We start from the raw sequence: 21,639 nt of genomic DNA, 5'->3' as shown, positions 1-21,639 counted from the left end.
GTATTATCTTATATATCTCCTTTAATGGAAATAAAATTAATCTTTATCCAATTTATATTTTGACAAGTCCATTCCAAAACTTAATCCTTTATTAATCACTAACTCTTCTAATTCAGTTAATGATTTTTTACCGAAGTTTCTAAACTTCATAAGATCATTTTTGTTAAATGAAACTAAGTCTCCTAATGTATCTACTTCTGCTGCTTTTAAACAATTTAGTGCACGAACTGATAAATCCATATCTACTAATTTAGTTTTTAGCAACTGACGCATGTGTAATGATTCCTCATCATAAGTCTCAGTCTGAGCTATTTCATCTGCTTCTAGAGTAATACGCTCATCAGAGAATAACATGAAGTGATGAATTAAAACCTTTGCAGCTTCAGTTAAAGCATCTTTAGGATTTATTGATCCATCGCTACTGATTTCAAAAACTAGTTTTTCATAATCAGTTTTTTGTTCTACACGATAGTTCTCAATACTATATTTTACGTTTTTAATAGGCGTAAAAATAGAATCAATTGGAATAGTTCCTATAGCAGCACCAGGCTTTTTATTCTCTTCTGCTGGTACGTATCCTCTTCCTTTTTCAATAACAATTTCCATATTGATGCTTACTTTAGCATCCATATTACAAATTACTAAATCAGGATTTAATACTTGGTACCCAGAAATAAATTTCTGAAAATCACCCGCAGTTAACTGATTTTTACCACTTACAGAAATTGAAACTGTTTCAGCTTCAACATCTTCTATTTGTCTCTTAAAACGAACTTGTTTTAAGTTTAAAATCATTTCTGTAACGTCTTCAACAACACCAGGAATAACAGAGAACTCATGTTCTACTTTGTCCATTCTCACAGAAGTAATTGCAAAACCTTCTAATGCAGAAAGTAATACTCTTCTTAATGCGTTTCCAACAGTCAATCCATAACCAGGCTCTAAAGGACGAAATTCAAATTTCCCTTCAAAATCTGTAGAATCGATCATTATAACTTTATCGGGCTTCTGAAAATTTAATAATGCCATAGTTGAATTAGGTTGTTTATTTAGAGTATAACTCGACGATTAGTTGTTCCTTGATATTCTCTGGAATCTGAACTCTTTCTGGAATAGATACATATGTACCTTCCTTCTTTTCAGAATTCCAAGTAATCCACTCGTATACTCGACTGTTAGCAGCCAATGCATCTTGTATAGCAGATAATGATTTAGATTTTTCTCTAACACCTACAACATCTCCTGGCTTTAAAGAATAAGATGGTATGTTTACCAATTCTCCATTTACAGTAATGTGACGGTGAGAAACTAATTGTCTTGCCCCTCTTCTTGAGTTAGAAATACCCATTCTGTAAACAACGTTATCTAAACGAGATTCACATAACTGAAGTAAAACTTCACCAGTTACTCCTTTACTACTGTTTGCTTTTGCAAATAAGTTTCTAAATTGTTTTTCTAAAATTCCGTAAGAATATTTAGCTTTTTGCTTCTCCATTAATTGGATAGCATATTCAGATTTTTTACCACGACGTCTGTTGTTACCGTGTTGTCCTGGAGGATAATTCTTTTTCTCAAAAGACTTATCTTCTCCAAATATCGCTTCTCCGAATTTACGTGCGATCTTAGTTTTAGGTCCTGTATATCTTGCCATTTTCTAAAATTTTGAAAGTGAGATTATGAATTAAGGCTTATCCTTCGATAATCGTAATTACACTTTCTGTGAAATGCCCTTAGGGCTATTAATTTAATTAAACTCTTCTTCTTTTTGGAGGTCTACAACCGTTGTGTGGTAATGGAGTAACATCAATAATTTCAGTTACTTCAATTCCTGAGTTGTGAATTGCACGTATTGCAGATTCTCTACCGTTTCCAGGTCCTTTTACGTATACTTTAACTTTTCTTAGTCCTGCTTCATGTGCAACTTTTGCACAGTCCTCAGATGCTACTTGTGCAGCATAAGGTGTATTTTTCTTAGATCCTCTAAAGCCCATTTTACCGGCAGATGACCAAGAGATTACATCTCCTTTTTTGTTTGTTAAAGAAATAATAATGTTGTTAAAAGAAGCTGTTACGTGTGCTTCTCCAACAGATTCAACTATAACTTTACGTTTTTTAGCTGTTTTTGTATTTGACTTTGCCATATGATTTTAGTTTTTAGTTGTTAGTTGTTAGTATTAGAATCCTAAACTATTACATTTCAAACAGATTCAATCCAACTACTAAATACTAATGACTTTTAATTATTTAGTTGCTTTTTTCTTATTAGCAACAGTTTTTCTTTTACCTTTTCTAGTTCTAGAGTTGTTCTTAGTTCTTTGACCTCTTAAAGGTAAACCAGATCTATGACGAATTCCTCTGTAACATCCGATATCCATTAAACGCTTAATGCTTAATTGAATTTCTGAACGTAATTCACCTTCAATTGTAAACTCAGATACAGCATCACGAATACGACCTATTTCGTCATCATTCCAATCTGATACTTTAGTATCTTCACTAACTTGGGCTTTAGCTAAAATTTCTTTAGCTCTACTTCTACCTACACCAAATATATAGGTTAAAGCTATAACTCCTCTTTTCTGTTTTGGTATATCTACACCTGCAATTCTTGCCATAATTACCCTTGTCTTTGTTTAAATCTAGGATTCTTTTTATTAATTACGTACAACCGTCCTTTTCTGCGCACTATTTTGCACTCGGCACTTCTCTTTTTTATTGATGCTCTTACTTTCATCTTAATATCTATATGTAATTCTTGCTTTAGTCAAGTCATAAGGGCTCATTTCTAATTTAACCTTATCACCTGGTAATAATTTAATATAATGCATTCTCATCTTTCCAGATATATGCGCTGTTACCACGTGTCCGTTTTCTAACTCCACACGGAACATTGCATTTGATAATGCCTCAATTATAGATCCGTCTTGCTCTATCGCTGCTTGTTTAGCCATAACTTATGCTACTTTTCTATTTTTACCACTTTTCATTAAGCCATCATAATGTCTATTTAACAAATATGAATTTACTTGCTGAACTGTATCAATTGCCACACCTACCATAATTAGTAGTGATGTTCCACCATAAAACATTGCCCAATTTCCTTGAATTCCTAGCAGTTGAACAACAATAGCTGGTAAAACAGCCAGCAAAGCTAAGAAAATAGATCCGGGTAACGTAATTAATGACATAATTTTATCTAAAAAATCTGCAGTTTCTTTCCCAGGCCTTGTTCCTGGTACAAATCCACCACTTCTTTTTAAGTCATCTGCCATCTTATTTGTTGGTACAGTGATAGCAGTATAAAAATATGTGAATATTATAATTAGAAAAGCAAATAACAAATTATATGCTAATCCAAAGGGATCCTGAAAATTAACCTCAAACCATGAACCTATTGCAGAAGTATTAAAATACTTACCAATCATACCAGGCAAAAACATTAATGCTTGAGCAAATATTATTGGCATTACACCAGATGCATTTAATTTTAATGGAATATATTGTCTAGATCCAGTAATATTTTTCTCATAACCACCAGAAGCTGTTCTTCTAGCGTACTGAACAGGTATTTGACGAGTTGCCAAAACTATAAGCACAGATGCTAATATAACTAAGAACCATAAAATAACTTCTACAAGTATTAACATTGGACCACCAGTATTTTCTCCTGTTCTAGAAGCAACTTCTTGCATAAATGCCTGCGGCATTGTAGCAATAATACCAATCATAATTAATAATGAAATACCATTACCAATACCTTTATCAGTTATTTTTTCTCCTAACCACATTGCAAATACAGTACCAGTTACTAATATTATTACGGCTGGGATCATAAAATCTAATCCTTTACCTAATACAAAAGCACTATCTGGTACACCAAAAGCACCTAAACCTAACAAATAAGCAGGAGCCTGTACTATACATATAGCAATTGTTAACCATCTTGTAATTTGGTTAATTGTTTTTCTTCCACTCTCACCTTCTTTTTGTAATTTTTGAAGGTAAGGGATAGCTATACCCATTAATTGCACTACAATAGATGCAGAAATATAAGGCATTATACCCAATGCAAAAACAGATGCCTTGGCAAAAGCCCCACCTGTAAATGCATTTAATAAACCAAATATACCTTGTTCTGTACCCGATTGTAAATTACCCAATTCCTGAGAGTCTATCCCTGGTAGTGCAATTTGAGCACCAAAACGGTATACTAATAGTAAAGTAAGCGTAATAATTATTCTGTTTCTTAACTCTTCTATTTTCCAAATATTGGATATGGTATCAAAAAATTTCTTCATCTTCTGTTTAGTGATTAAAGACTTATTGCTTCTCCTCCAGCAGCTTCAATAGCTTGCTTAGCAGATGCAGTAAATTTGTGAGCAGAAATCTTAAGTGAAGCTTTTAACTCACCACCACCTAAAATCTTAACCAAATCATTTTTCCTTACTAATCTATTCTCTACTAGAGTTTCAAAAGTAACTACATCTTTTATAGCTCCTTTTTCAACCAACCCTTGTAGTTTGTCAAGATTAATACCTTGGTATTCTTTTCTATTAATGTTTGTGAAACCAAACTTAGGCACACGTCTTTGCAACGGCATCTGTCCACCTTCAAAACCAATCTTCTTAGAGTAACCAGATCTAGATTTAGCACCTTTGTGCCCTCTAGTAGCAGTACCACCTTTACCAGAACCTTGTCCTCTACCTACGATTTTACCTGCCTTATTAACAGCACCTTCTGCAGGTGTTAAATTACTTAAATTCATCTTGATAAATTTATAATTAAGCTTCTTCAGTAGAAACTAAATGTTCAACTTTATTTACCATACCAAGGATATTTGGCGTAGCCTCATGCTCAACAACTTGACCAATTTTTCTAAGCCCAAGAGCCTCTAAGGTTCTTTTCTGTCTTTGAGTCTGTTTAATATTACTCTTAACTTGCTTTACTTTAATCTTTCCCATTGTATCCTATTTATCCTTTAAATACTTTTTCTAAAGATACTCCTCTTTGATCTGCAATTGTTTTTGCATCCCTAATTTGTAATAAAGCATCAAAAGTTGCTTTTACTACGTTATGAGGGTTAGAAGATCCTTGTGATTTTGATAATACATCATGTACACCAACTGCTTCTAATACAGCTCTTAAAGCTCCACCAGCAATTACACCTGTACCGTGAGATGCAGGCTGAATGTATACACGTGCTCCACCAAATTTACCTTTTTGCTCGTGAGGTATAGTTCCTTTGATTAGAGGGATTCTAATTAAATTCTTTTTTGCGTCTTCAACAGCTTTTGCTATAGCAGTAGCAACATCTTTAGATTTTCCTAAACCGTGTCCTACAACACCATTTTCATCTCCTACAACAACTATAGCAGAAAAACCAAAAGCTCTACCACCTTTTGTTACCTTAGTAACTCTTTGTACACCAACCAGACGATCTTTTAAATCTAATCCTCCTGGTTTAACTGTTTCTACGTTTTTATATTTTTGGTACATAATATATTAGAATTTAAGTCCGCCTTCTCTAGCACCTTCTGCTAATGATTTAATTCTTCCGTGGTATAAGTTTCCACCTCTATCAAAAGCAATAGTCTCTATACCAGCTTTTAAAGCCTTTTCAGCAATAGCTTTACCAACTTGGTTTGCTATTTCTATTTTAGTTCCTTTTGCATCTAGCTCTTTATCTCTTGATGAAGCAGCAACTAAAGTAGTTCCTGCATTATCATCAATAATTTGAGCGTAAATTTCTTTATTACTTCTAAATACAGCTAATCTTGGTCTAGTTGCAGTTCCAAATGAAACTTTTCTAATCCTTCTCTTGATTCTGTATCTTCTTTCAGTCTTTGATAATCCCATATTGCTAATTATTAAGCTGATTTACCTGCTTTTCTTCTTAATATTTCTCCAACAAACTTAATACCTTTTCCTTTGTATGGCTCTGGCTTACGGAAAGCTCTTATTTTTGCCGCTACTTGACCTACTAATTGCTTGTCAAAAGATGTTAATTTTACAATTGGATTCTTTCCTTTCTCAGAAACTGTTTCCACTTTTACTTCTGGAGCTATGTCCAGAACTATATTGTGTGAAAAACCAACAGCCAAATCTAATTTTTGTCCTTGGTGGCTAGCTCTATAACCTACACCAACCAATTCTAATTCTTTAGTCCAACCTTTAGAAACCCCTTCAATCATATTAAAGAATAAAGCTCTGTACAAACCGTGCTTAGCTTTATCACTCTTATGTTCTGAATTTCTCGTTACAATGATTGATCCTTCTTCTATTTTTACTGAAATTCCTGAAAACTCTTGAGTTAATTCACCCAATTTACCTTTCATAGTAACTACATTATCGTTAACCTCTACGGTTACACCCTCAGGAATTGTTACTGGATTATTACCTATTCTAGACATTATTCTTATTCTTTATAGATTAATAAACGTAGCATAAAACTTCACCACCAACTTTTTCTAACTTAGCTTGCTTGCTAGTCATAACTCCATGAGAAGTAGAAACTATAGCGATACCTAAACCGTTAAGTACTCTTGGCAAGTCTGAAGAACCAGCATACTTACGTAAACCTGGCTTACTTACTCGTTGTATTTTTTTAATTACAGGCTCTTTAGTTGCTTTATTGTATTTCAAAGCAATTTTAATTGTACCCTGTACTGCGTCTTCAATGACTTTATAACTTAAAATATATCCTTGATCAAATAATATTTTAGTTATTTCTGTTTTTAGATTTGAAGCAGGAATCTCTACCACTCTGTGACCTGCACGACTGGCATTTCTAACTCTTGTTAAATAATCTGCTATAGGATCTGTTACCATTTAAAATAATTTGCGGTGACGGTTTTTAACTTTTTTTTGTTAAACCTGAAACCAATTTATATTGATTGTTTATTGTTTACCAACTTGCTTTTTTAACCCCTGGGATTAAACCATTGTTAGCCATTTCTCTAAAAGTTACCCTAGAAATACCAAAAGTTCTCATATAACCTTTTGGTCTTCCTGTTAACTTACATCTGTTATGCATACGAACAGGTGAAGCATTTTTTGGTAATTTTTGTAATGCTTCATAATCTCCAGCTTCTTTTAAAGCTTTTCTTTTCTCAGCATATTTTGCAACTGTTGCCGCTCTTTTTCTTTCGCGGGCCTTCATTGATTCTTTAGCCATACTAATTCTTTTTAAAAGGTAATCCTAAATGAGTTAATAATGATTTAGCTTCTTTATCAGTCTCAGCAGTAGTTACAAATGTAATATCCATACCATTGATTCTATTAATCTTATCAATGTTTATTTCTGGAAATATAATTTGCTCTGTAATACCTAAGTTATAGTTTCCACGACCATCAAAACCTGTAGCCTTAATACCTTGAAAATCTCTAACACGTGGCAACGCACTTGTAATTAACCTATCTAAAAACTCATACATTCTCTCACCTCTTAACGTAACTTTAGCACCAATTGGCATTCCTTTACGTAATTTAAATGAAGCAACATCTTTTTTAGACATTGTAGAAACTGCTTTTTGACCAGTGATAAGTGTTAACTCATCAATAGCGTGATCTATAAGCTTTTTATCTGCAACTGCAGCACCAATACCTCTACTTAAAACTATTTTAGTAAGTTTTGGCACCTGCATAACGTTTTTGTACTCAAACTCTTCTGTAAGAGATGAAACAATACGCTCTTTATATTCTTGTTTTAATCTTGGAGTGTAAGTCATAATTAAATTACTTCATTAGATTTTTTAGAAAATCTCACTTTCTTACCATCTCTTACTTCATAACCAACTCTTGTAGTTTCTCCTGATTTAGGATCAATTAAAGATAGGTTAGAAATGTGTAATGGAGCTTCCTTTTTAACGATTCCTCCTTGAGGATTGTTTGCGCTAGGCTTTTCATGCTTAGATACCATATTAGCACCTTCAACAATTGCCTTATTTTTTTCACGGTCTACACTAACAACTTTACCTTCTGTACCTTTATGGTCTCCAGCTATAATTCTTACTGTATCTCCTGTTTTAATTTTTAACTTCATCATTTTTCTGAATATTAAAGTACCTCAGGGGCTAATGAAACAATCTTCATGAATTGCTTATCACGAAGCTCTCTTGCAACAGGTCCAAAAACACACGTACCTCTCATTTCACCCGTTGGGTTTAATAATACACACGCATTATCATCAAAACGAATGTAAGATCCATCTTGTCTTCTTACTTCTTTCTTTGTTCTTACAACCACTGCAGTTGAAACAGCACCTTTTTTGATACCTCCGTTTGGAGTAGCATCTTTAACAGACACTACTATTTTATCTCCAACAGATGCATATCTTCTTTTTGTACCGCCCAATACACGTATAGTCAAAACTTCTTTTGCCCCTGTATTGTCTGCCACTTTTAGTCTAGATTCTTGCTGTAACATATTATTTAGCTCTTTCTAAAATTTCCACCAATCTCCAACACTTAGTTCTACTCAATGGACGAGTCTCCATTATTTTTACTGTATCACCAATATTGCAATCGTTTGTTTCGTCGTGCGCAACATATTTCTTTGTTTTTAACACGAACTTACCGTACATAGGGTGCTTAACACGCTTAACTTCTGAAACCACAATTGATTTCTCCATTTTGTTGCTAGTAACAACTCCTACTCTCTCTTTTCTTAAATTTCTTTTTTCCATAAAGCAGAACCAATTATTGGTTATCCCTTTTAGTTAATTCAGTTGCTAGTCTAGCCACCGTTCTTCTCGTCTTTCTGATTTGAAGTGGATTCTCCAAAGGTGTAACAGAATGTGCTAATTTTAAATCGCCATACTGTTTTTTGTACTCAGCTAATTTATTTTTTAAATCTTCAACTGATAATTCTTTTACTTCTGATTGTTTCATGATTCCTTAAATTATAAATTAAGCTGAATAATCTCTAGCAACAATAAATTTAGTCTTTACCGGTAATTTTTGAGCTGCAAGACGTAAAGCCTCTTTAGCGATGTCCATAGGAACACCTGCAATCTCAAACATAATTCTACCTGGTTTCACAACAGCAACAAAATATTCTGGAGCACCCTTACCTTTACCCATACGTACTTCTAATGGCTTTTTAGTAATAGGCTTGTCCGGAAATATTTTTATCCATAACTGTCCCTCTCTCTTCATATATCTAGTAGCAGCAATACGAGCCGCCTCTATCTGACGTGAAGTAATAAACTTAGAATCTAAAGATTTTATACCGAACATACCGTTAGAAAGCTGATGCCCTCTTTGCGAAAGTCCTTTCATACGGCCTTTCTGCGCTTTACGAAATTTGGTTCTTTTTGGTTGTAACATTTCTCTATCTCTTTAAATAATTACTTTCTACGACGTTGTTTCTTAGGCCCTTCATTTCTTCCACCTTTGCCCTGTCCTTTAGACATACCAACTAATGGAGAAAGTTCTCTTTTACCATAAACCTCGCCTTTCATAATCCACACTTTTATACCTAATCTACCATAAGTAGTATGTGCTTCATTTAATGCATAGTCTATATCTGCTCTAAAAGTAGACAATGGAATTCTACCATCTTTGTAAGCTTCAGAACGCGCCATCTCAGCACCGTTTAATCTTCCAGAGATTTGAATTTTTATACCTTCTGCATTCATTCTCATTGCTGCAGCAATTGCCATTTTTATAGCTCTTCTATAAGAAATTCTATTTTCAATTTGACGAGCAACACTAGCAGCTACAAGATTTGCATCTACTTCTGGTCTCTTAATTTCAAAAATATTAATCTGAACTTCTTTACTAGTAATCTTCTTAAGCTCCTCTTTTAACTTATCTACTTCCTGCCCACCTTTACCGATAATAATACCAGGTCTAGCAGTAGTAATAGTTACAGTTACAAGCTTTAAAGTACGCTCTATAATAACCCTAGAAACACTAGCTTTTGCTAAACGAGCATGAACATACTTACGTATTTTATCATCCTCTGCTAATTTATCTCCATAATCATTTCCACCATACCAGTTAGATTCCCAACCTCTGATGATACCTAGACGATTCCCGATTGGATTTGTTTTTTGTCCCATAGTAATGTCTTAGCTTTGAGTTTTATTGTTAGATTCTAAAACCAATGTTACGTGGTTAGAACGTTTTCTAATTCTATGTGCTCTTCCTTGTGGCGCAGGTCTTAACCTTTTTAACATTGCCCCACTATCTACTCTTATTTCTTTAACAATAAGATCAGCTTCTTCAATATCAGCATCTTCATTTTTAGACTGCCAGTTAGCTATAGCAGAAAGCAATAACTTTTCTACCCTTCTTGAAGCTTCTTTTTGACTAAACTTTAATATAGCCAAAGCTTTTTCTACCTGTACACCTCTAATTAAATCTGCAACAAGACGCATTTTTCTTGGCGAAGTTGGACAGTTGTTCAACTTTGCAAAAGCAATCTTTTTCTTTTCAGCCTTAATTCTTTCGGCCATCTGTTTTTTACGAACTCCCATAGCTTACTTTTTTCCTTTGTTCTTCGCACCAGCATGACCTCTAAAAGATCTAGTTGGTGAAAATTCTCCTAATTTATGCCCTACCATATTCTCTGTTACATAAACAGGAACAAATTGTCTACCGTTGTGTACTGCTATAGTTTGACCAACAAAATCAGGAGTAATCATAGAAGCTCTAGACCAAGTCTTAATAACCGCTTTTTTACCCGACTCAACATTTTGTTGAACTTTTTTCTCTAAACTATAATGAACGTAAGGTCCTTTCTTTAGTGAACGTGCCATTTTTTTCTAATTTTATTTCTTTCTACGTTCTAATATATATCTATTTGTATCCTTAGTTTTAGAACGAGTTCTAAATCCTTTAGCAGGAATACCATTTCTTGATCTTGGATGACCACCTGAAGCTCTACCTTCACCACCACCCATTGGATGATCTACAGGGTTCATTGCTACTGGTCTTGTTCTTGGTCTTCTACCCAACCATCTACTTCTACCCGCTTTACCAGATACAAGTAATTGGTGATCAGAATTTGATACCGCTCCTATCGTAGCCATACAACCCGCTAAAACTAATCTAGTCTCACCAGATGGCAACTTAACAGTTACAAATTTTCCATCCTTTGCCATTAACTGAGCAAAAGTACCTGCACTCCTAGCCATTACAGCTCCTTGTCCAGGACGTAGTTCTATACAAGAAATAATTGTTCCTAAAGGAATAGCACTTAATGGTAAAGCATTCCCTATCTCTGGCGAAGCAGATTCACCAGAAGAAATCTTCTGACCTACTTCTAAACCGTTTTGAGCAACAACATATCTCTTTTCACCATCAGTATACTCTACTAATGCAATAAAAGCTGTTCTGTTTGGATCGTACTGAATAGATTCTACAGTCGCAACAACACCTTGTTTGTCACGCTTAAAATCAACTACACGATACCTTCTCTTATGACCTCCACCTTTTTGGCGCATTGTCATTTTCCCCTGACTGTTTCTACCTCCAGACTTTTTTAACGGAGCAAGTAAACTTTTCTCCGGCTTATCAGTAGTAATCGCGTCAAATCCGTTTACTACTCTAAATCGCTGTCCTGGAGTGATTGGTTTTAATTTTCTAACTGACATTCTTTGTCTTTATAGATTATTATAAAAATCAATTATATCTCCTTCTACCACGTCAATAATAGCTTTCTTATAACTATTAGTTTTTCCGTGCTGCACACCTGTCTTAGTGTGACGTGTTTTACGCTTTGGTCCGTAAATCATTGTTCGAACATCTTTTACCGTAACCCCATAAGCCTGCTCTACAGCATCCTTAATTTGGATTTTATTGGCATTTAAATCCACAACGAAACCATAACGATTATATAACTCGCTATCAGCGGTCATTTTTTCCGTAATTATTGGCTTAATTAATACACTCATTGCTTTTCTATTTGTTTAAGTTCGATACAATTCCCTCTAATGCACTCTCACATAACACTACACTTGAAGCATTAAGTATTTTGTAAGTGCTTAATTCTGAGTTAATTACAACTTCGGAACGCTTTAAATTGCGCGATGACAAATATACATTATTATTTGAATCACCCAACACAATTAAAGATTTTTTATTTTCAATACCTAAAGACTTAAGAACTTGTGTAAATTCTTTCGTTTTTGGAGCATCAAAATTAAAGTCTTCAACTACTAAAATTGCGTTCTCATTTTGTTTAATACTAAAAGCAGATTTTCTCGCTAAACGCTTAACGTTTTTATTTAATTTCTGCTTGTAATCTTTAGGGCGAGGACCAAAAATACGACCACCACCTCTAAAAACTGGAGACTTAATACTACCCGCACGAGCAGTACCTGTTCCCTTTTGCTTCTTTATTTTTCTTGTACTACCAGCAATCTCAGCTCTTTCCTTTGACTTGTGGTTTCCTTGCCTCTGATGCGCTAAATACTGCTTAACATCTAAATATACAGCATGCTTATTAGGCTCTATTGCGAATACCGAATCAGAAAGGTCTACCTTTCTACCCGTATCTTTTCCTTTACTATCTAAAACTGCTACTTTCATTACTTCTGAATAGTTACGTAAGCGTTTTTATGACCAGGAACACAACCTTTTACTACTAAAAGATTTTTTTCTGGAACTACTTTATAAACTCTAAGGTTTTGAACAGTGACTCTTTCACCACCCATTCTACCTGCCATCTTCATACCCTTAAATACTCTTGCAGGATAAGAAGCAGCACCAATAGAACCAGGAGCTCTTAATCTGTTATGCTGACCATGCGTAGCCTGACCAACACCTCCAAAGCCATGTCTTTTAACAACACCTTGAAAACCTTTACCTTTAGATGTACCAACTACATCTACAAATTCACCTTCTACAAATTGATCAACACCTACAGTGTCACCTAATTTGTACTCACCTTCAAAATCTTGGAATTCAACGACTTTTTTCTTAGGAGAAGTACCTGCCTTTTTAAAATGACCCATTTGAGCCTTATTAGCACGCTTTTCTGCCTTGTCATCGAAACCAAGCTGAAGGGCATTATACCCGTCAACCTCTTCGGTTCTGACTTGGGTAACAACACATGGTCCAGCTTCGATTACTGTACATGGAATATTTTTTCCATTTTCATCAAAGATGCTGGTCATGCCAATCTTTCTTCCAATTAACCCAGACATATTTATTAATTATTAATTATTAATTACTTGTTTACTACTTAACTTTTTGACAAAAAAACAGGGTCAAAAATAACTCAACCCTGAATTTATTTTTTCCGTCTTTCCATCGCGAAACGCTCAGGACATGTCATCTACTTCATCCAGAAGCAGACATAGATACTTAAACTTTAATCTCTACCTCTACACCACTTGGCAACTCTAACTTCATTAGAGCATCAATAGTTTTAGAAGAAGAACTATAAATATCCAATAATCTTTTATAAGAACTTAACTGAAATTGCTCTCTAGATTTTTTGTTTACGTGCGGTGAACGCAATACCGTAAATATTTTCTTGTGAGTTGGTAACGGAATTGGACCCGTAATAACCGCTCCAGTAGTCTTAACCGTCTTTACAATTTTCTCAGCAGACTTATCCACTAAATTGTGATCGTAAGATTTTAATTTTATTCTAATTTTTTGACTCATTTTACTAAATTTAAGCGGTTGCTCCTTTTGCTGCTTTTATTACTTCTTCAGATATATTAGATGGAGTTTCTGCATAGTGAGAAAATTCCATTGTAGATGTTGCTCTACCAGAAGATAATGTTCTTAATGAAGTTACATAACCAAACATTTCAGATAATGGAACTTCAGCTTTAACAACCTTAGAACCAGCTCTATCATCCATACTACTAATTACACCTCTTCTTCTATTTAAGTCACCTACAATATCACCCATATTTTCCTCTGGAGTTAACACCTCCATTTTCATAATAGGCTCCATTATAACAGCACCAGCAGCTTTACCAGCAGCTTTATAACCCATTTTAGCAGCTAACTCAAAAGATAATGCATCAGAATCCACTGGGTGGAAAGATCCATCTTTTAGAACTATTCTCATAGTATCCATTTCATAACCAGCTAAAGGACCATTCTTCATAGCGATTTCAAATCCTTTTTGCACAGCAGGTATAAATTCTTTTGGAATACGACCACCTTTAATCTCATCAACAAACTGAAGACCTTCACCTTCGAAATCAGAATCCACAGGACCCATTTCAAAAACAATATCACCAAACTTACCACGACCACCAGATTGCTTTTTATACGTCTCTCTATGGTTAGCAGTTTTTGTTAACGCTTCTTTATATTCTACCTGAGGCTCACCTTGATTAACCTCAACTTTAAATTCACGCTTTAAACGATCAACAATAATATCTAAGTGAAGCTCACCCATACCAGATATAATTGTTTGACCAGAAGCCTCATCCGTTCTTACTGTAAATGTTGGATCTTCTTCTGCAAGCTTTCCTAAAGCCATACCTAACTTATCAACATCAGCTTTAGTCTTAGGCTCAACAGCTATACCAATTACTGGATCTGGGAAATCCATACTTTCCAATACAATAGGATTTTTTTCATCAGACATAGTATCACCAGTCTTAATATCCTTAAATCCTACAGCCGCACCAATATCTCCTGCTTCGATATAATCAATAGCATTTTGCTTATTTGAGTGCATTTGGTAAATACGAGAAATACGTTCTTTTTTTCCAGATCTATTATTTAAAATATAAGAACCTGCATCTAAACGACCAGAATAAGCTCTAAAAAAGGCTAAACGACCAACAAAAGGATCTGTAGCAATTTTAAACGCTAATGCAGCAAATGGCTCCTTAGCATCCGGCTTACGCGTAACAGATTCACCAGTATCTGGATCCGTACCCACAATATCATCCTTATCCACCGGAGAAGGTAAATATCTACATACAGCATCTAATAAAAACTGTACTCCTTTATTTTTAAATGAAGAACCACAAACCATAGGAATAATTGCTCTATCCATAACAGCAGCTCTTAAAGCAGCATGAACTTCCTCCTCTGAGATTGAATCTTCATCCTCAAAAAATTTCTCCATTAACTCCTCATCATATTCAGCCACAGCCTCTATTAAAGCAGCTCTATACTGCTTCACTTCAGCTTTCATCTCTTCAGGAATATCAACAACATCAAAAGTTGCCCCAAAGTTCTCATCATGCCAAACAATAGCCCTATTCTTTGCTAAATCAACAATACCTCTAAAATCAGCCTCATCACCAATTGGCAATACAATAGGAACCGCATTAGAACCTAACATTGTTTTTACCTGACCACAAACCTTTAAGAAGTTAGAACCTTGACGATCCATTTTATTAACAAAACCAATACGCGGAACCTTATAGTTATCAGCTAATCTCCAGTTAGTTTCTGACTGAGGCTCAACACCATCAACAGCACTAAATAAGAAAACCAAACCATCTAAAACACGTAAAGATCTATTTACCTCAACAGTAAAATCTACGTGGCCCGGAGTATCAATAATATTAAAGTGATAATCTTTAGTCTCTGGCAATGGCTTTGCATTTTCCATTGGAAACTGCCAAGTACAAGTAGTTGCAGCAGAAGTAATTGTAATACCTCTTTCCTGCTCCTGCTCCATCCAGTCCATAGTAGCAGCACCATCATGCACTTCTCCTATTTTATGACTAACACCCGTATAAAATAAAATACGTTCAGTTGTTGTTGTTTTACCAGCATCAATATGAGCTGCAATACCTATATTCCTTGTATATCTTAAATCTCTTCCCATTACTATTAGAATCTAAAATGTGAGAATGCTTTGTTTGCTTCAGCCATCTTATGAGTATCTACTCTCTTTTTAACAGCAGCGCCTTCCTCTTTAGCAGCAGCTAAGATTTCAGCAGCTAACTTCTGAGCCATTGATTTTTCATTTCTCTTACGAGAATAACTAATCAACCACTTCATAGCTGTAGATATTTTACGATCTGGTCTAATCTGCATTGGTATTTGAAATGTAGCACCACCAACTCTACGACTACGCACTTCTACGTGAGGCATAACATTAGATAACGCTTCCTTCCATAATTCCAAAGCCGACTTTTCCTCGTCAGTATTTTTTTCATCTACAATTGCAATTGCATCATAGAACACCTTAAAGGCTACAGATTTTTTACCATCCCACATCATCATATTAACGAAACGCGTCACTAATTGATCATTAAATTTTGGATCCGGTAAAAGAGGCCTTTTTTTCGCCTGTTTTTTTCTCATTTCTTCTCTTTAAAAGTGTTAGTTAATTACTTCTTAGGGCGTTTAGCTCCATACTTAGACCTACGCTGAGTTCTTCCAGCAACACCTGCTGTATCCAAAGCACCTCTAACGATGTGATATCTAACACCTGGTAAATCTTTTACTCTTCCGCCTCTTACTAATACTATCGAGTGCTCTTGTAAATTGTGACCCTCACCCGGGATGTAAGCATTTACTTCTTTTCCATTTGTTAACCTAACCCTTGCAACTTTACGCATTGCAGAGTTTGGTTTCTTTGGAGTAGTTGTGTAAACACGCGTACAAACCCCTCTTCTTTGAGGACACGAATCCAAAGCAGCCGATTTACTCTTCTTAGTAATTGAGACCCTTCCTTTTCGTACTAATTGTGAAATTGTTGGCATACTATATTTATATGTATATAAATTTTTTCCCTTCTTTTAAGGGCGGCAAATGTAGTAATTATTTATTAAAATTCAAATAGTTACACATTAATTTTATTTTTTTTCAAGAAACACTCTAGACAAAATCAAATTCATTTACAAAAAAACAACTTCAAATATCATCAACAAAAGCAAAACAAAGTATCAATTGCTAACTATTATTTAACATTTGTTAATTCTCAAATTAAGCTTGAATGTTAAAAAAAAGCTAATTATATTTTTTTAATTAACATTAATTTAAGATTTTTGAAATCGACTAATTCAAAACTCATAAAAATGAAGACAAAAAAAAGAGGAATCTTAACGCTATTATTAGCGTTTATTGTGCACTTATCATTTGCACAACAAAAAACGATTTCTGGTACAGTAACCGATCAAGATGGTTTACCTCTACCAGGAGTTAACATCCTTGTTAAAGGAACTAAAATAGGAACTCAAACTGGATTTGATGGCGAGTATACTATAGCGGGTAATGTTGGTCAGGTTTTAATCTACACCTACATTGGACAAAAAGAAACCACCAGAGCTATTGGGACAAACAACGTCATTAACGTTCAAATGGAAGAAGATGCAGAAGCGTTAGATGAAATTGTTGTTACTGGTGTTGCCAGAGGTACATCAACTAAAAAACTGGGTTTTGCGCTAAGTAAGGTAAGCGAAGAGAGTTTACAAAATGTTCCTGCGGCTGATCCTGCAAATGCCCTAAGAGGTAAGGTTGCTGGTGTAAGAATCGTTAGTCCATCTGGAAACCCTTCTTCTGATGCTTCAATAAGATTAAGAGGTTCTACATCTATATCTGGGTCACAATCACCTTTAATTATAGTAGATGGAATTATTACTGATGGATCTCTTAAAGATATAGCTGTTGAAAACATCGAATCTATGGAGGTTATTAAAGGTGCTGCCGCATCTTCTCTTTATGGTTCATTAGCTGGTAATGGTGTTATTCAAATCATCACTAAAAAAGGGCGTGGAAAAATGCAAGTAACTGTTAAAACAGAGTATGGCTTCTCTGAAATTGCTAATGATTACGATTTATCATCTGTACACCCATATAAAAATGACTCACAAGGAGTTAGAATGGGTGATTGGGATAATGACCCGTCAACTCCAGACACTAGCAACTTCGGTTTTGATTTATCTACTGGAAACAGAGTGCTAGATGATGATGCGGTTTTTGACAACCCATACCTAACTAACAACATAAACAATGTTGATAATATTTTTACTAACCAACCTTTTGAAACCAATACTGTTTCGATTGGTGGATCTAAAAATGATATTAACTATTTTTTATCTGCCCAAAGAAATGAGACAAAGGGTATTATAGAAGGTTTAGACCCATACAAAAGAAATAACTTTAGAGCTAACTTTGATGTTAAAGCCTCTGATAAGGTTACTGTTAAATTTAACGGATCATTAGCACAAACAAAAGGTATTAATGTAACTGAACAAGGACAAGGTGCCAATGTATTTTATAGTGGCCTGGTTGTAGAGCCTTTTATTGACTTACAAGAAAAAACAGCAGATGGCGAATACTCTAACGTACCTAGTGGTTATGAAGTACAAGGTTCTAATTTCCAAAACCCTCTTTATGTGTTACAAAATAGAAGAGATGGGTTTGATAGACAAAGAATGTTATTAGGAGCTTCTTTGAATTATGACATAACAGATAATTTTAGCTTTTCTGCACAACAAAGTTTAGATCAAACCATATACTCATACAAGGGAATAGTAAAATCAGGATTTATTACGCCTACACCAAGTCCTACACTTAACAATGGTAGCATAACTTTAAACGAAAGTAAAACAAGTACTTTAGTTTCGTCAATGCAATTAAATTATTTTACAGAACTTTCTCCTGATTTGAATTTTGCAGCGAGTTTAAAATACTTGTTTGAAAACAGACAATTTAAAAGTTTAAACACTTCTGGTTACGATTTTATAGCAGCTCAAGGTGTTGAAACAATACAAAATACTCCAATTGACAATAGAAGTGTTTCTTCTTATTACCAAAAAGAAATTGCTAAAAACTATTTTGTCAATGTTGATTTGGATTATAAAGACAAGTTAATACTTAATGGTTTAGTTAGGTTTGATCAATCTTCTTTGTTTGGTAGCGATGAAAGAAATAAAATGTACTACAGAGGATCATTAGCATATAGATTATCGCAAGATTTAGACATTAACGGAATAGAAGAATTCAAATTAAGAGCTGCTTATGGTACTGCTGGTCAAAGACCTCCTGCATTTAATGCTCAATACGAAACATTTACTGTTAATGCAAACTCAATAGTACCTGGTGCTTTAGGTAATACATTTTTAAAACCTTCAGAAACTAGAGAATTAGAGGTAGGTTTGGATATTGATTTCTTAGACAGATTTTCTTTCTCTACCAGTTATGCAGACACAAAAACTATTGATGCAATGATTCAGGTACCATTATCTGGTGTTGCAGGTTTCTCTACTCAATGGCAAAATATTGGTGAAATTTCTAGCAAATACATAGAAATGTCTTTATCTGGTAATATCATTAAGAACAAAAATTTCTCATGGGATTTCCAAGTTAATTTTGACAAGGGAACACAAGAGATAACTGACCTAAATGGTATTGCTCCATTTACGAGAAATACTAACTCTGCAATTGACATTTTTAGAGTTGAAGAAAATTTACCATACGGTACTATGTTTGGACAAACTTTTGCAAAATCTACAGATCAACTAATAACAGATAATTCTGGAGCAGTATTAAATGGTACGCAAGGAGGAACTGTAAGTGATTACTCTGTAAACAGTGATGGCTTTGTTGTTTTAACAAGTGCAATTGGTACAGCAGACGAAGCTCCTGTAAAATTATACGATGAAGCTTCAAATTCAGATTTAATATCAAAAATAGGTGACACCAACCCTGATTTCAATGTAGGTTTTTCATCTTCTTTTAAATATAAAAACTTAGGATTATATGTATTAACAGATTGGCAACAAGGTGGTGATATATACAACTACACTAAGCAACTTTTATACTTTAACGAGAGACATATTGACTTACAAACATTTGGAGCTGCTGGCAAAAACCAAAATTACGCTCAAAATATATACAACAAATCAGATCCAACTGATCACTTTGTAGAGGACGGTTCTTTCGTAAAAATTAGAGAAATATCATTAGACTATACTCTAACAGGCGAACAAATGAATATTGATTTCATTGATAGTATTAAATTCGGAATAAGTGGTAGAAACTTATTTACATGGACAAACTATACAGGATGGGATCCTGAGGTTGCAATAGGTCAAAACCCAACTAACTTTAGATTAGATGAATTTGCTTATCCTAACTTCAGAAATTATTCTTTCACATTTATGATTAAATTTTAAAAAAGAGAAAAATGAAAAGATTAATATACAAAATAACGTTATGCATCATTTCCAGCGCAATTTTTACCAGCTGTGAAGATTTAGATGTAGAAAACACGAACCAACCAGATCTAGTTCAAGCACTAGCAAGTGCAGACGACGTTAAAAGTTTGCTAGACGGTTCTACAACAAATGCCTTTACACATTTAATAGGGTTTACAGGTATTTATATGAATTTAATGGCTGATCAAACAACAACGACTAATGCTTATTTAAGTTTTTGGAATTTTGCAGATCAACCTAGAGTACAAATAAACAACAGTAGTACAAATGCTGATTTAGGCTCACACGTAGGGTCTAACTGGTCTTCTTTAAACAATTACATATATAGCGCTAACACAGTTATTGACTTAATTGAGTTTAAAGGAAATACTATGATTGTTGATGATGTAGATAAAACTCAAGAAATGTTAGCAACAGCATACTTTGTTAAAGGCTTATGTCAAGGCTACATATCTTTACTTTTTGATAAAGCATATATAGTAAATCCTGATACAGATTTAGCCGCTTTAGAGTTTAAGACTTACAAAGAACTTAATGATGTTGCCATTCAGAATCTAGATACTGCTATCTCTTTAGCTCAAAGCGATTCTAGTATATCGTTAAAAATACACAATGCATATACTATTGACAATGCTACTTTTATTAAGCTAGCAAATTCTTTTGCTGCTAAAATATTAATTAACTTACCTAGAACTAAAGCAGAAGCTAGTACAACGGATTATAACAAAGTACTTACATATGTTAACAAAGGGATTACAGAGGATTTTAACCCTCCTACAGATGGCGGTTATCAATTTTTTAACAATATGCAAGACTGGTCTACTTATACTTTAAGTGATGGTGCTGGTTATTTGCCTACTGATATTAAAATTGCTTCATTATTTGATGAAACATATCCTAAAGATTATCCAACAGATGCTTCAGTAACACCTGAACCTGCAAATTCTTCTGACCCAAGATTAGATGAATATTTTGAATATGTTACTGCGTTTGGCTTCTTAAGAGAGTCTAGAGGTAGAGAATTATTTACAAACTACAGACATCGTAGGTATTTCACTAACAATGATAGAGGAACAGATCCTGGTTTATCTACAGACATATTTCACACAGAAGAACTAGACTACATAAAAGCAGAAGCAACATTATATGCATCTGGTGCAGGTGCCGCTAAAACTATACTAGACAATTCTGTAAGATTTACTAAAGGTGGCATAACAACTGGAGGTACACCTGAAGAAATTGAAAAAGCATTGTTTTATGAATATTCTATAGAACTAGACTTAGGTAGCACAATAGGTACTCAATGGATGTTTATGAGAAGACACGATTTATTACAAACTGGAACTCCTCTACAGTTTCCTGTGCCTGGAACAGAATTAGAAATCACAGGAGATCAATTATATACTTTTGGAGGTGAATCTAATGGTTCCCAAGAAGGAACTGCTGATGGAAGTAACTCTTGGAACGGAAATTAAAAATTAATGATTACGGAGTTAATAAAAACTCAAAAGCTCCGTAATTTTCAACTTTTAGCT

General features: G+C 34.3%; 33 protein-coding genes. 2 read left to right on the top strand and 31 right to left on the bottom strand.

What is annotated here, in order from left to right; translation table 11 throughout:
• Positions 1–36 precede the first annotated feature (36 nt).
• The 31 genes from CELLY_RS10905 to rpsL all read right to left on the bottom strand — a co-directional run bounded on the left by CELLY_RS10905 (position 37) and on the right by rpsL (position 16,645).
• Complete coding sequence (locus CELLY_RS10905; protein ID WP_013621737.1) at positions 37–1,029, bottom strand: DNA-directed RNA polymerase subunit alpha; 993 nt, start codon at positions 1,027–1,029, stop codon at positions 37–39.
• 16 nt (positions 1,030–1,045) lie between these two features.
• Complete coding sequence (rpsD, locus tag CELLY_RS10900) at positions 1,046–1,651, bottom strand: 30S ribosomal protein S4 (protein ID WP_013621736.1); 606 nt, start codon at positions 1,649–1,651, stop codon at positions 1,046–1,048.
• Positions 1,652–1,748: 97 nt separating this feature from the next.
• Positions 1,749–2,141, bottom strand: a complete 393-nt coding sequence (rpsK, locus tag CELLY_RS10895; RefSeq protein ID WP_013621735.1) for a 30S ribosomal protein S11 — start codon at positions 2,139–2,141, stop codon at positions 1,749–1,751.
• A gap of 99 nt (positions 2,142–2,240) precedes the next feature.
• On the bottom strand, positions 2,241–2,615 hold the full coding sequence (gene rpsM, locus CELLY_RS10890; protein WP_013621734.1) for a 30S ribosomal protein S13: 375 nt from the start codon (positions 2,613–2,615) through the stop codon (positions 2,241–2,243).
• Between the two features lie 2 nt (positions 2,616–2,617).
• The gene (ykgO, locus tag CELLY_RS16915) at positions 2,618–2,734 is read right to left on the bottom strand and encodes a type B 50S ribosomal protein L36 (protein ID WP_013621733.1); all 117 of its coding nucleotides are present in this window, start codon (positions 2,732–2,734) and stop codon (positions 2,618–2,620) included.
• A gap of 1 nt (position 2,735) precedes the next feature.
• Complete coding sequence (gene infA / locus CELLY_RS10885) at positions 2,736–2,951, bottom strand: translation initiation factor IF-1 (protein WP_013305172.1); 216 nt, start codon at positions 2,949–2,951, stop codon at positions 2,736–2,738.
• Between the two features lie 3 nt (positions 2,952–2,954).
• Positions 2,955–4,298, bottom strand: coding sequence for a preprotein translocase subunit SecY (gene secY / locus CELLY_RS10880; protein WP_013621732.1), 1,344 nt, complete (start codon positions 4,296–4,298; stop codon positions 2,955–2,957).
• A 14-nt stretch (positions 4,299–4,312) separates the two neighbouring features.
• On the bottom strand, positions 4,313–4,765 hold the full coding sequence (gene rplO / locus CELLY_RS10875) for a 50S ribosomal protein L15 (protein WP_013621731.1): 453 nt from the start codon (positions 4,763–4,765) through the stop codon (positions 4,313–4,315).
• A 16-nt stretch (positions 4,766–4,781) separates the two neighbouring features.
• A complete protein-coding gene (gene rpmD, locus CELLY_RS10870) occupies positions 4,782–4,961 on the bottom strand; it encodes a 50S ribosomal protein L30 (RefSeq protein ID WP_013621730.1) in 180 nt (59 codons plus the stop codon).
• Between the two features lie 10 nt (positions 4,962–4,971).
• Positions 4,972–5,496 carry a 30S ribosomal protein S5 gene (gene rpsE, locus CELLY_RS10865; protein WP_013621729.1) on the bottom strand — a complete coding sequence of 175 codons (525 nt, stop codon included), beginning with the start codon at positions 5,494–5,496 and terminating at the stop codon, positions 4,972–4,974.
• Between the two features lie 6 nt (positions 5,497–5,502).
• Positions 5,503–5,856 carry a 50S ribosomal protein L18 gene (gene rplR / locus CELLY_RS10860; protein ID WP_013621728.1) on the bottom strand — a complete coding sequence of 118 codons (354 nt, stop codon included), beginning with the start codon at positions 5,854–5,856 and terminating at the stop codon, positions 5,503–5,505.
• 11 nt (positions 5,857–5,867) lie between these two features.
• Positions 5,868–6,410: a 50S ribosomal protein L6 gene (gene rplF / locus CELLY_RS10855; RefSeq protein ID WP_013621727.1), complete on the bottom strand. Its 543-nt coding sequence runs from the start codon at positions 6,408–6,410 to the stop codon at positions 5,868–5,870.
• A 19-nt stretch (positions 6,411–6,429) separates the two neighbouring features.
• Positions 6,430–6,828 (bottom strand): 30S ribosomal protein S8, encoded by a 399-nt coding sequence (gene rpsH, locus CELLY_RS10850; RefSeq protein ID WP_013621726.1) that lies wholly within the window; start codon positions 6,826–6,828, stop codon positions 6,430–6,432.
• Positions 6,829–6,904: 76 nt separating this feature from the next.
• Positions 6,905–7,174: a 30S ribosomal protein S14 gene (gene rpsN / locus CELLY_RS10845; RefSeq protein WP_013621725.1), complete on the bottom strand. Its 270-nt coding sequence runs from the start codon at positions 7,172–7,174 to the stop codon at positions 6,905–6,907.
• A gap of 1 nt (position 7,175) precedes the next feature.
• Complete coding sequence (rplE, locus tag CELLY_RS10840) at positions 7,176–7,727, bottom strand: 50S ribosomal protein L5 (protein WP_013621724.1); 552 nt, start codon at positions 7,725–7,727, stop codon at positions 7,176–7,178.
• Between the two features lie 2 nt (positions 7,728–7,729).
• On the bottom strand, positions 7,730–8,044 hold the full coding sequence (gene rplX / locus CELLY_RS10835) for a 50S ribosomal protein L24 (RefSeq protein ID WP_013621723.1): 315 nt from the start codon (positions 8,042–8,044) through the stop codon (positions 7,730–7,732).
• 11 nt (positions 8,045–8,055) lie between these two features.
• Positions 8,056–8,424, bottom strand: coding sequence for a 50S ribosomal protein L14 (gene rplN / locus CELLY_RS10830; RefSeq protein WP_013621722.1), 369 nt, complete (start codon positions 8,422–8,424; stop codon positions 8,056–8,058).
• 1 nt (position 8,425) lies between these two features.
• Positions 8,426–8,683, bottom strand: coding sequence for a 30S ribosomal protein S17 (gene rpsQ, locus CELLY_RS10825; RefSeq protein WP_013621721.1), 258 nt, complete (start codon positions 8,681–8,683; stop codon positions 8,426–8,428).
• A gap of 13 nt (positions 8,684–8,696) precedes the next feature.
• Complete coding sequence (gene rpmC, locus CELLY_RS10820) at positions 8,697–8,888, bottom strand: 50S ribosomal protein L29 (protein ID WP_013621720.1); 192 nt, start codon at positions 8,886–8,888, stop codon at positions 8,697–8,699.
• 18 nt (positions 8,889–8,906) lie between these two features.
• A complete protein-coding gene (gene rplP / locus CELLY_RS10815; RefSeq protein ID WP_013621719.1) occupies positions 8,907–9,326 on the bottom strand; it encodes a 50S ribosomal protein L16 in 420 nt (139 codons plus the stop codon).
• Between the two features lie 20 nt (positions 9,327–9,346).
• Positions 9,347–10,063 carry a 30S ribosomal protein S3 gene (gene rpsC / locus CELLY_RS10810; protein ID WP_013621718.1) on the bottom strand — a complete coding sequence of 239 codons (717 nt, stop codon included), beginning with the start codon at positions 10,061–10,063 and terminating at the stop codon, positions 9,347–9,349.
• Between the two features lie 9 nt (positions 10,064–10,072).
• Positions 10,073–10,480, bottom strand: a complete 408-nt coding sequence (gene rplV, locus CELLY_RS10805) for a 50S ribosomal protein L22 (protein ID WP_013621717.1) — start codon at positions 10,478–10,480, stop codon at positions 10,073–10,075.
• 3 nt (positions 10,481–10,483) lie between these two features.
• Positions 10,484–10,762, bottom strand: coding sequence for a 30S ribosomal protein S19 (gene rpsS, locus CELLY_RS10800; protein ID WP_013621716.1), 279 nt, complete (start codon positions 10,760–10,762; stop codon positions 10,484–10,486).
• 12 nt (positions 10,763–10,774) lie between these two features.
• A complete protein-coding gene (rplB, locus tag CELLY_RS10795; RefSeq protein WP_013621715.1) occupies positions 10,775–11,599 on the bottom strand; it encodes a 50S ribosomal protein L2 in 825 nt (274 codons plus the stop codon).
• Positions 11,600–11,608: 9 nt separating this feature from the next.
• Positions 11,609–11,899 (bottom strand): 50S ribosomal protein L23, encoded by a 291-nt coding sequence (rplW, locus tag CELLY_RS10790; RefSeq protein WP_013621714.1) that lies wholly within the window; start codon positions 11,897–11,899, stop codon positions 11,609–11,611.
• Between the two features lie 7 nt (positions 11,900–11,906).
• Positions 11,907–12,536 carry a 50S ribosomal protein L4 gene (rplD, locus tag CELLY_RS10785; RefSeq protein ID WP_013621713.1) on the bottom strand — a complete coding sequence of 210 codons (630 nt, stop codon included), beginning with the start codon at positions 12,534–12,536 and terminating at the stop codon, positions 11,907–11,909.
• Positions 12,536–13,153 (bottom strand): 50S ribosomal protein L3, encoded by a 618-nt coding sequence (gene rplC, locus CELLY_RS10780; RefSeq protein WP_013621712.1) that lies wholly within the window; start codon positions 13,151–13,153, stop codon positions 12,536–12,538. The genes rplD and rplC overlap by 1 nt, the downstream gene beginning before the upstream one ends.
• A gap of 160 nt (positions 13,154–13,313) precedes the next feature.
• Positions 13,314–13,619 carry a 30S ribosomal protein S10 gene (gene rpsJ / locus CELLY_RS10775; protein WP_013621711.1) on the bottom strand — a complete coding sequence of 102 codons (306 nt, stop codon included), beginning with the start codon at positions 13,617–13,619 and terminating at the stop codon, positions 13,314–13,316.
• 10 nt (positions 13,620–13,629) lie between these two features.
• On the bottom strand, positions 13,630–15,762 hold the full coding sequence (fusA, locus tag CELLY_RS10770; protein ID WP_013621710.1) for an elongation factor G: 2,133 nt from the start codon (positions 15,760–15,762) through the stop codon (positions 13,630–13,632).
• Between the two features lie 5 nt (positions 15,763–15,767).
• A complete protein-coding gene (rpsG, locus tag CELLY_RS10765; protein ID WP_013621709.1) occupies positions 15,768–16,244 on the bottom strand; it encodes a 30S ribosomal protein S7 in 477 nt (158 codons plus the stop codon).
• Between the two features lie 26 nt (positions 16,245–16,270).
• Positions 16,271–16,645, bottom strand: coding sequence for a 30S ribosomal protein S12 (rpsL, locus tag CELLY_RS10760; RefSeq protein ID WP_013621708.1), 375 nt, complete (start codon positions 16,643–16,645; stop codon positions 16,271–16,273).
• A 315-nt stretch (positions 16,646–16,960) separates the two neighbouring features.
• On the opposite strand from rpsL, the gene CELLY_RS10755 reads away from it, so the two are divergent.
• Both CELLY_RS10755 and CELLY_RS10750 read left to right on the top strand, forming a co-directional pair.
• Positions 16,961–20,062, top strand: a complete 3,102-nt coding sequence (locus tag CELLY_RS10755) for a SusC/RagA family TonB-linked outer membrane protein (protein WP_013621707.1) — start codon at positions 16,961–16,963, stop codon at positions 20,060–20,062.
• Between the two features lie 11 nt (positions 20,063–20,073).
• Positions 20,074–21,579: a RagB/SusD family nutrient uptake outer membrane protein gene (locus CELLY_RS10750; protein WP_013621706.1), complete on the top strand. Its 1,506-nt coding sequence runs from the start codon at positions 20,074–20,076 to the stop codon at positions 21,577–21,579.
• The last annotated feature ends 60 nt before the right edge of the window (positions 21,580–21,639 follow it).

Origin of the sequence: Cellulophaga lytica DSM 7489, from assembly GCF_000190595.1 — a bacterium.
Classification (GTDB): Bacteria; Bacteroidota; Bacteroidia; order Flavobacteriales; family Flavobacteriaceae; genus Cellulophaga; species Cellulophaga lytica.
The sequence above is the reverse complement of the archived record's forward strand: the minus strand, read 5'-3'. Positions and strand labels throughout refer to the sequence as shown.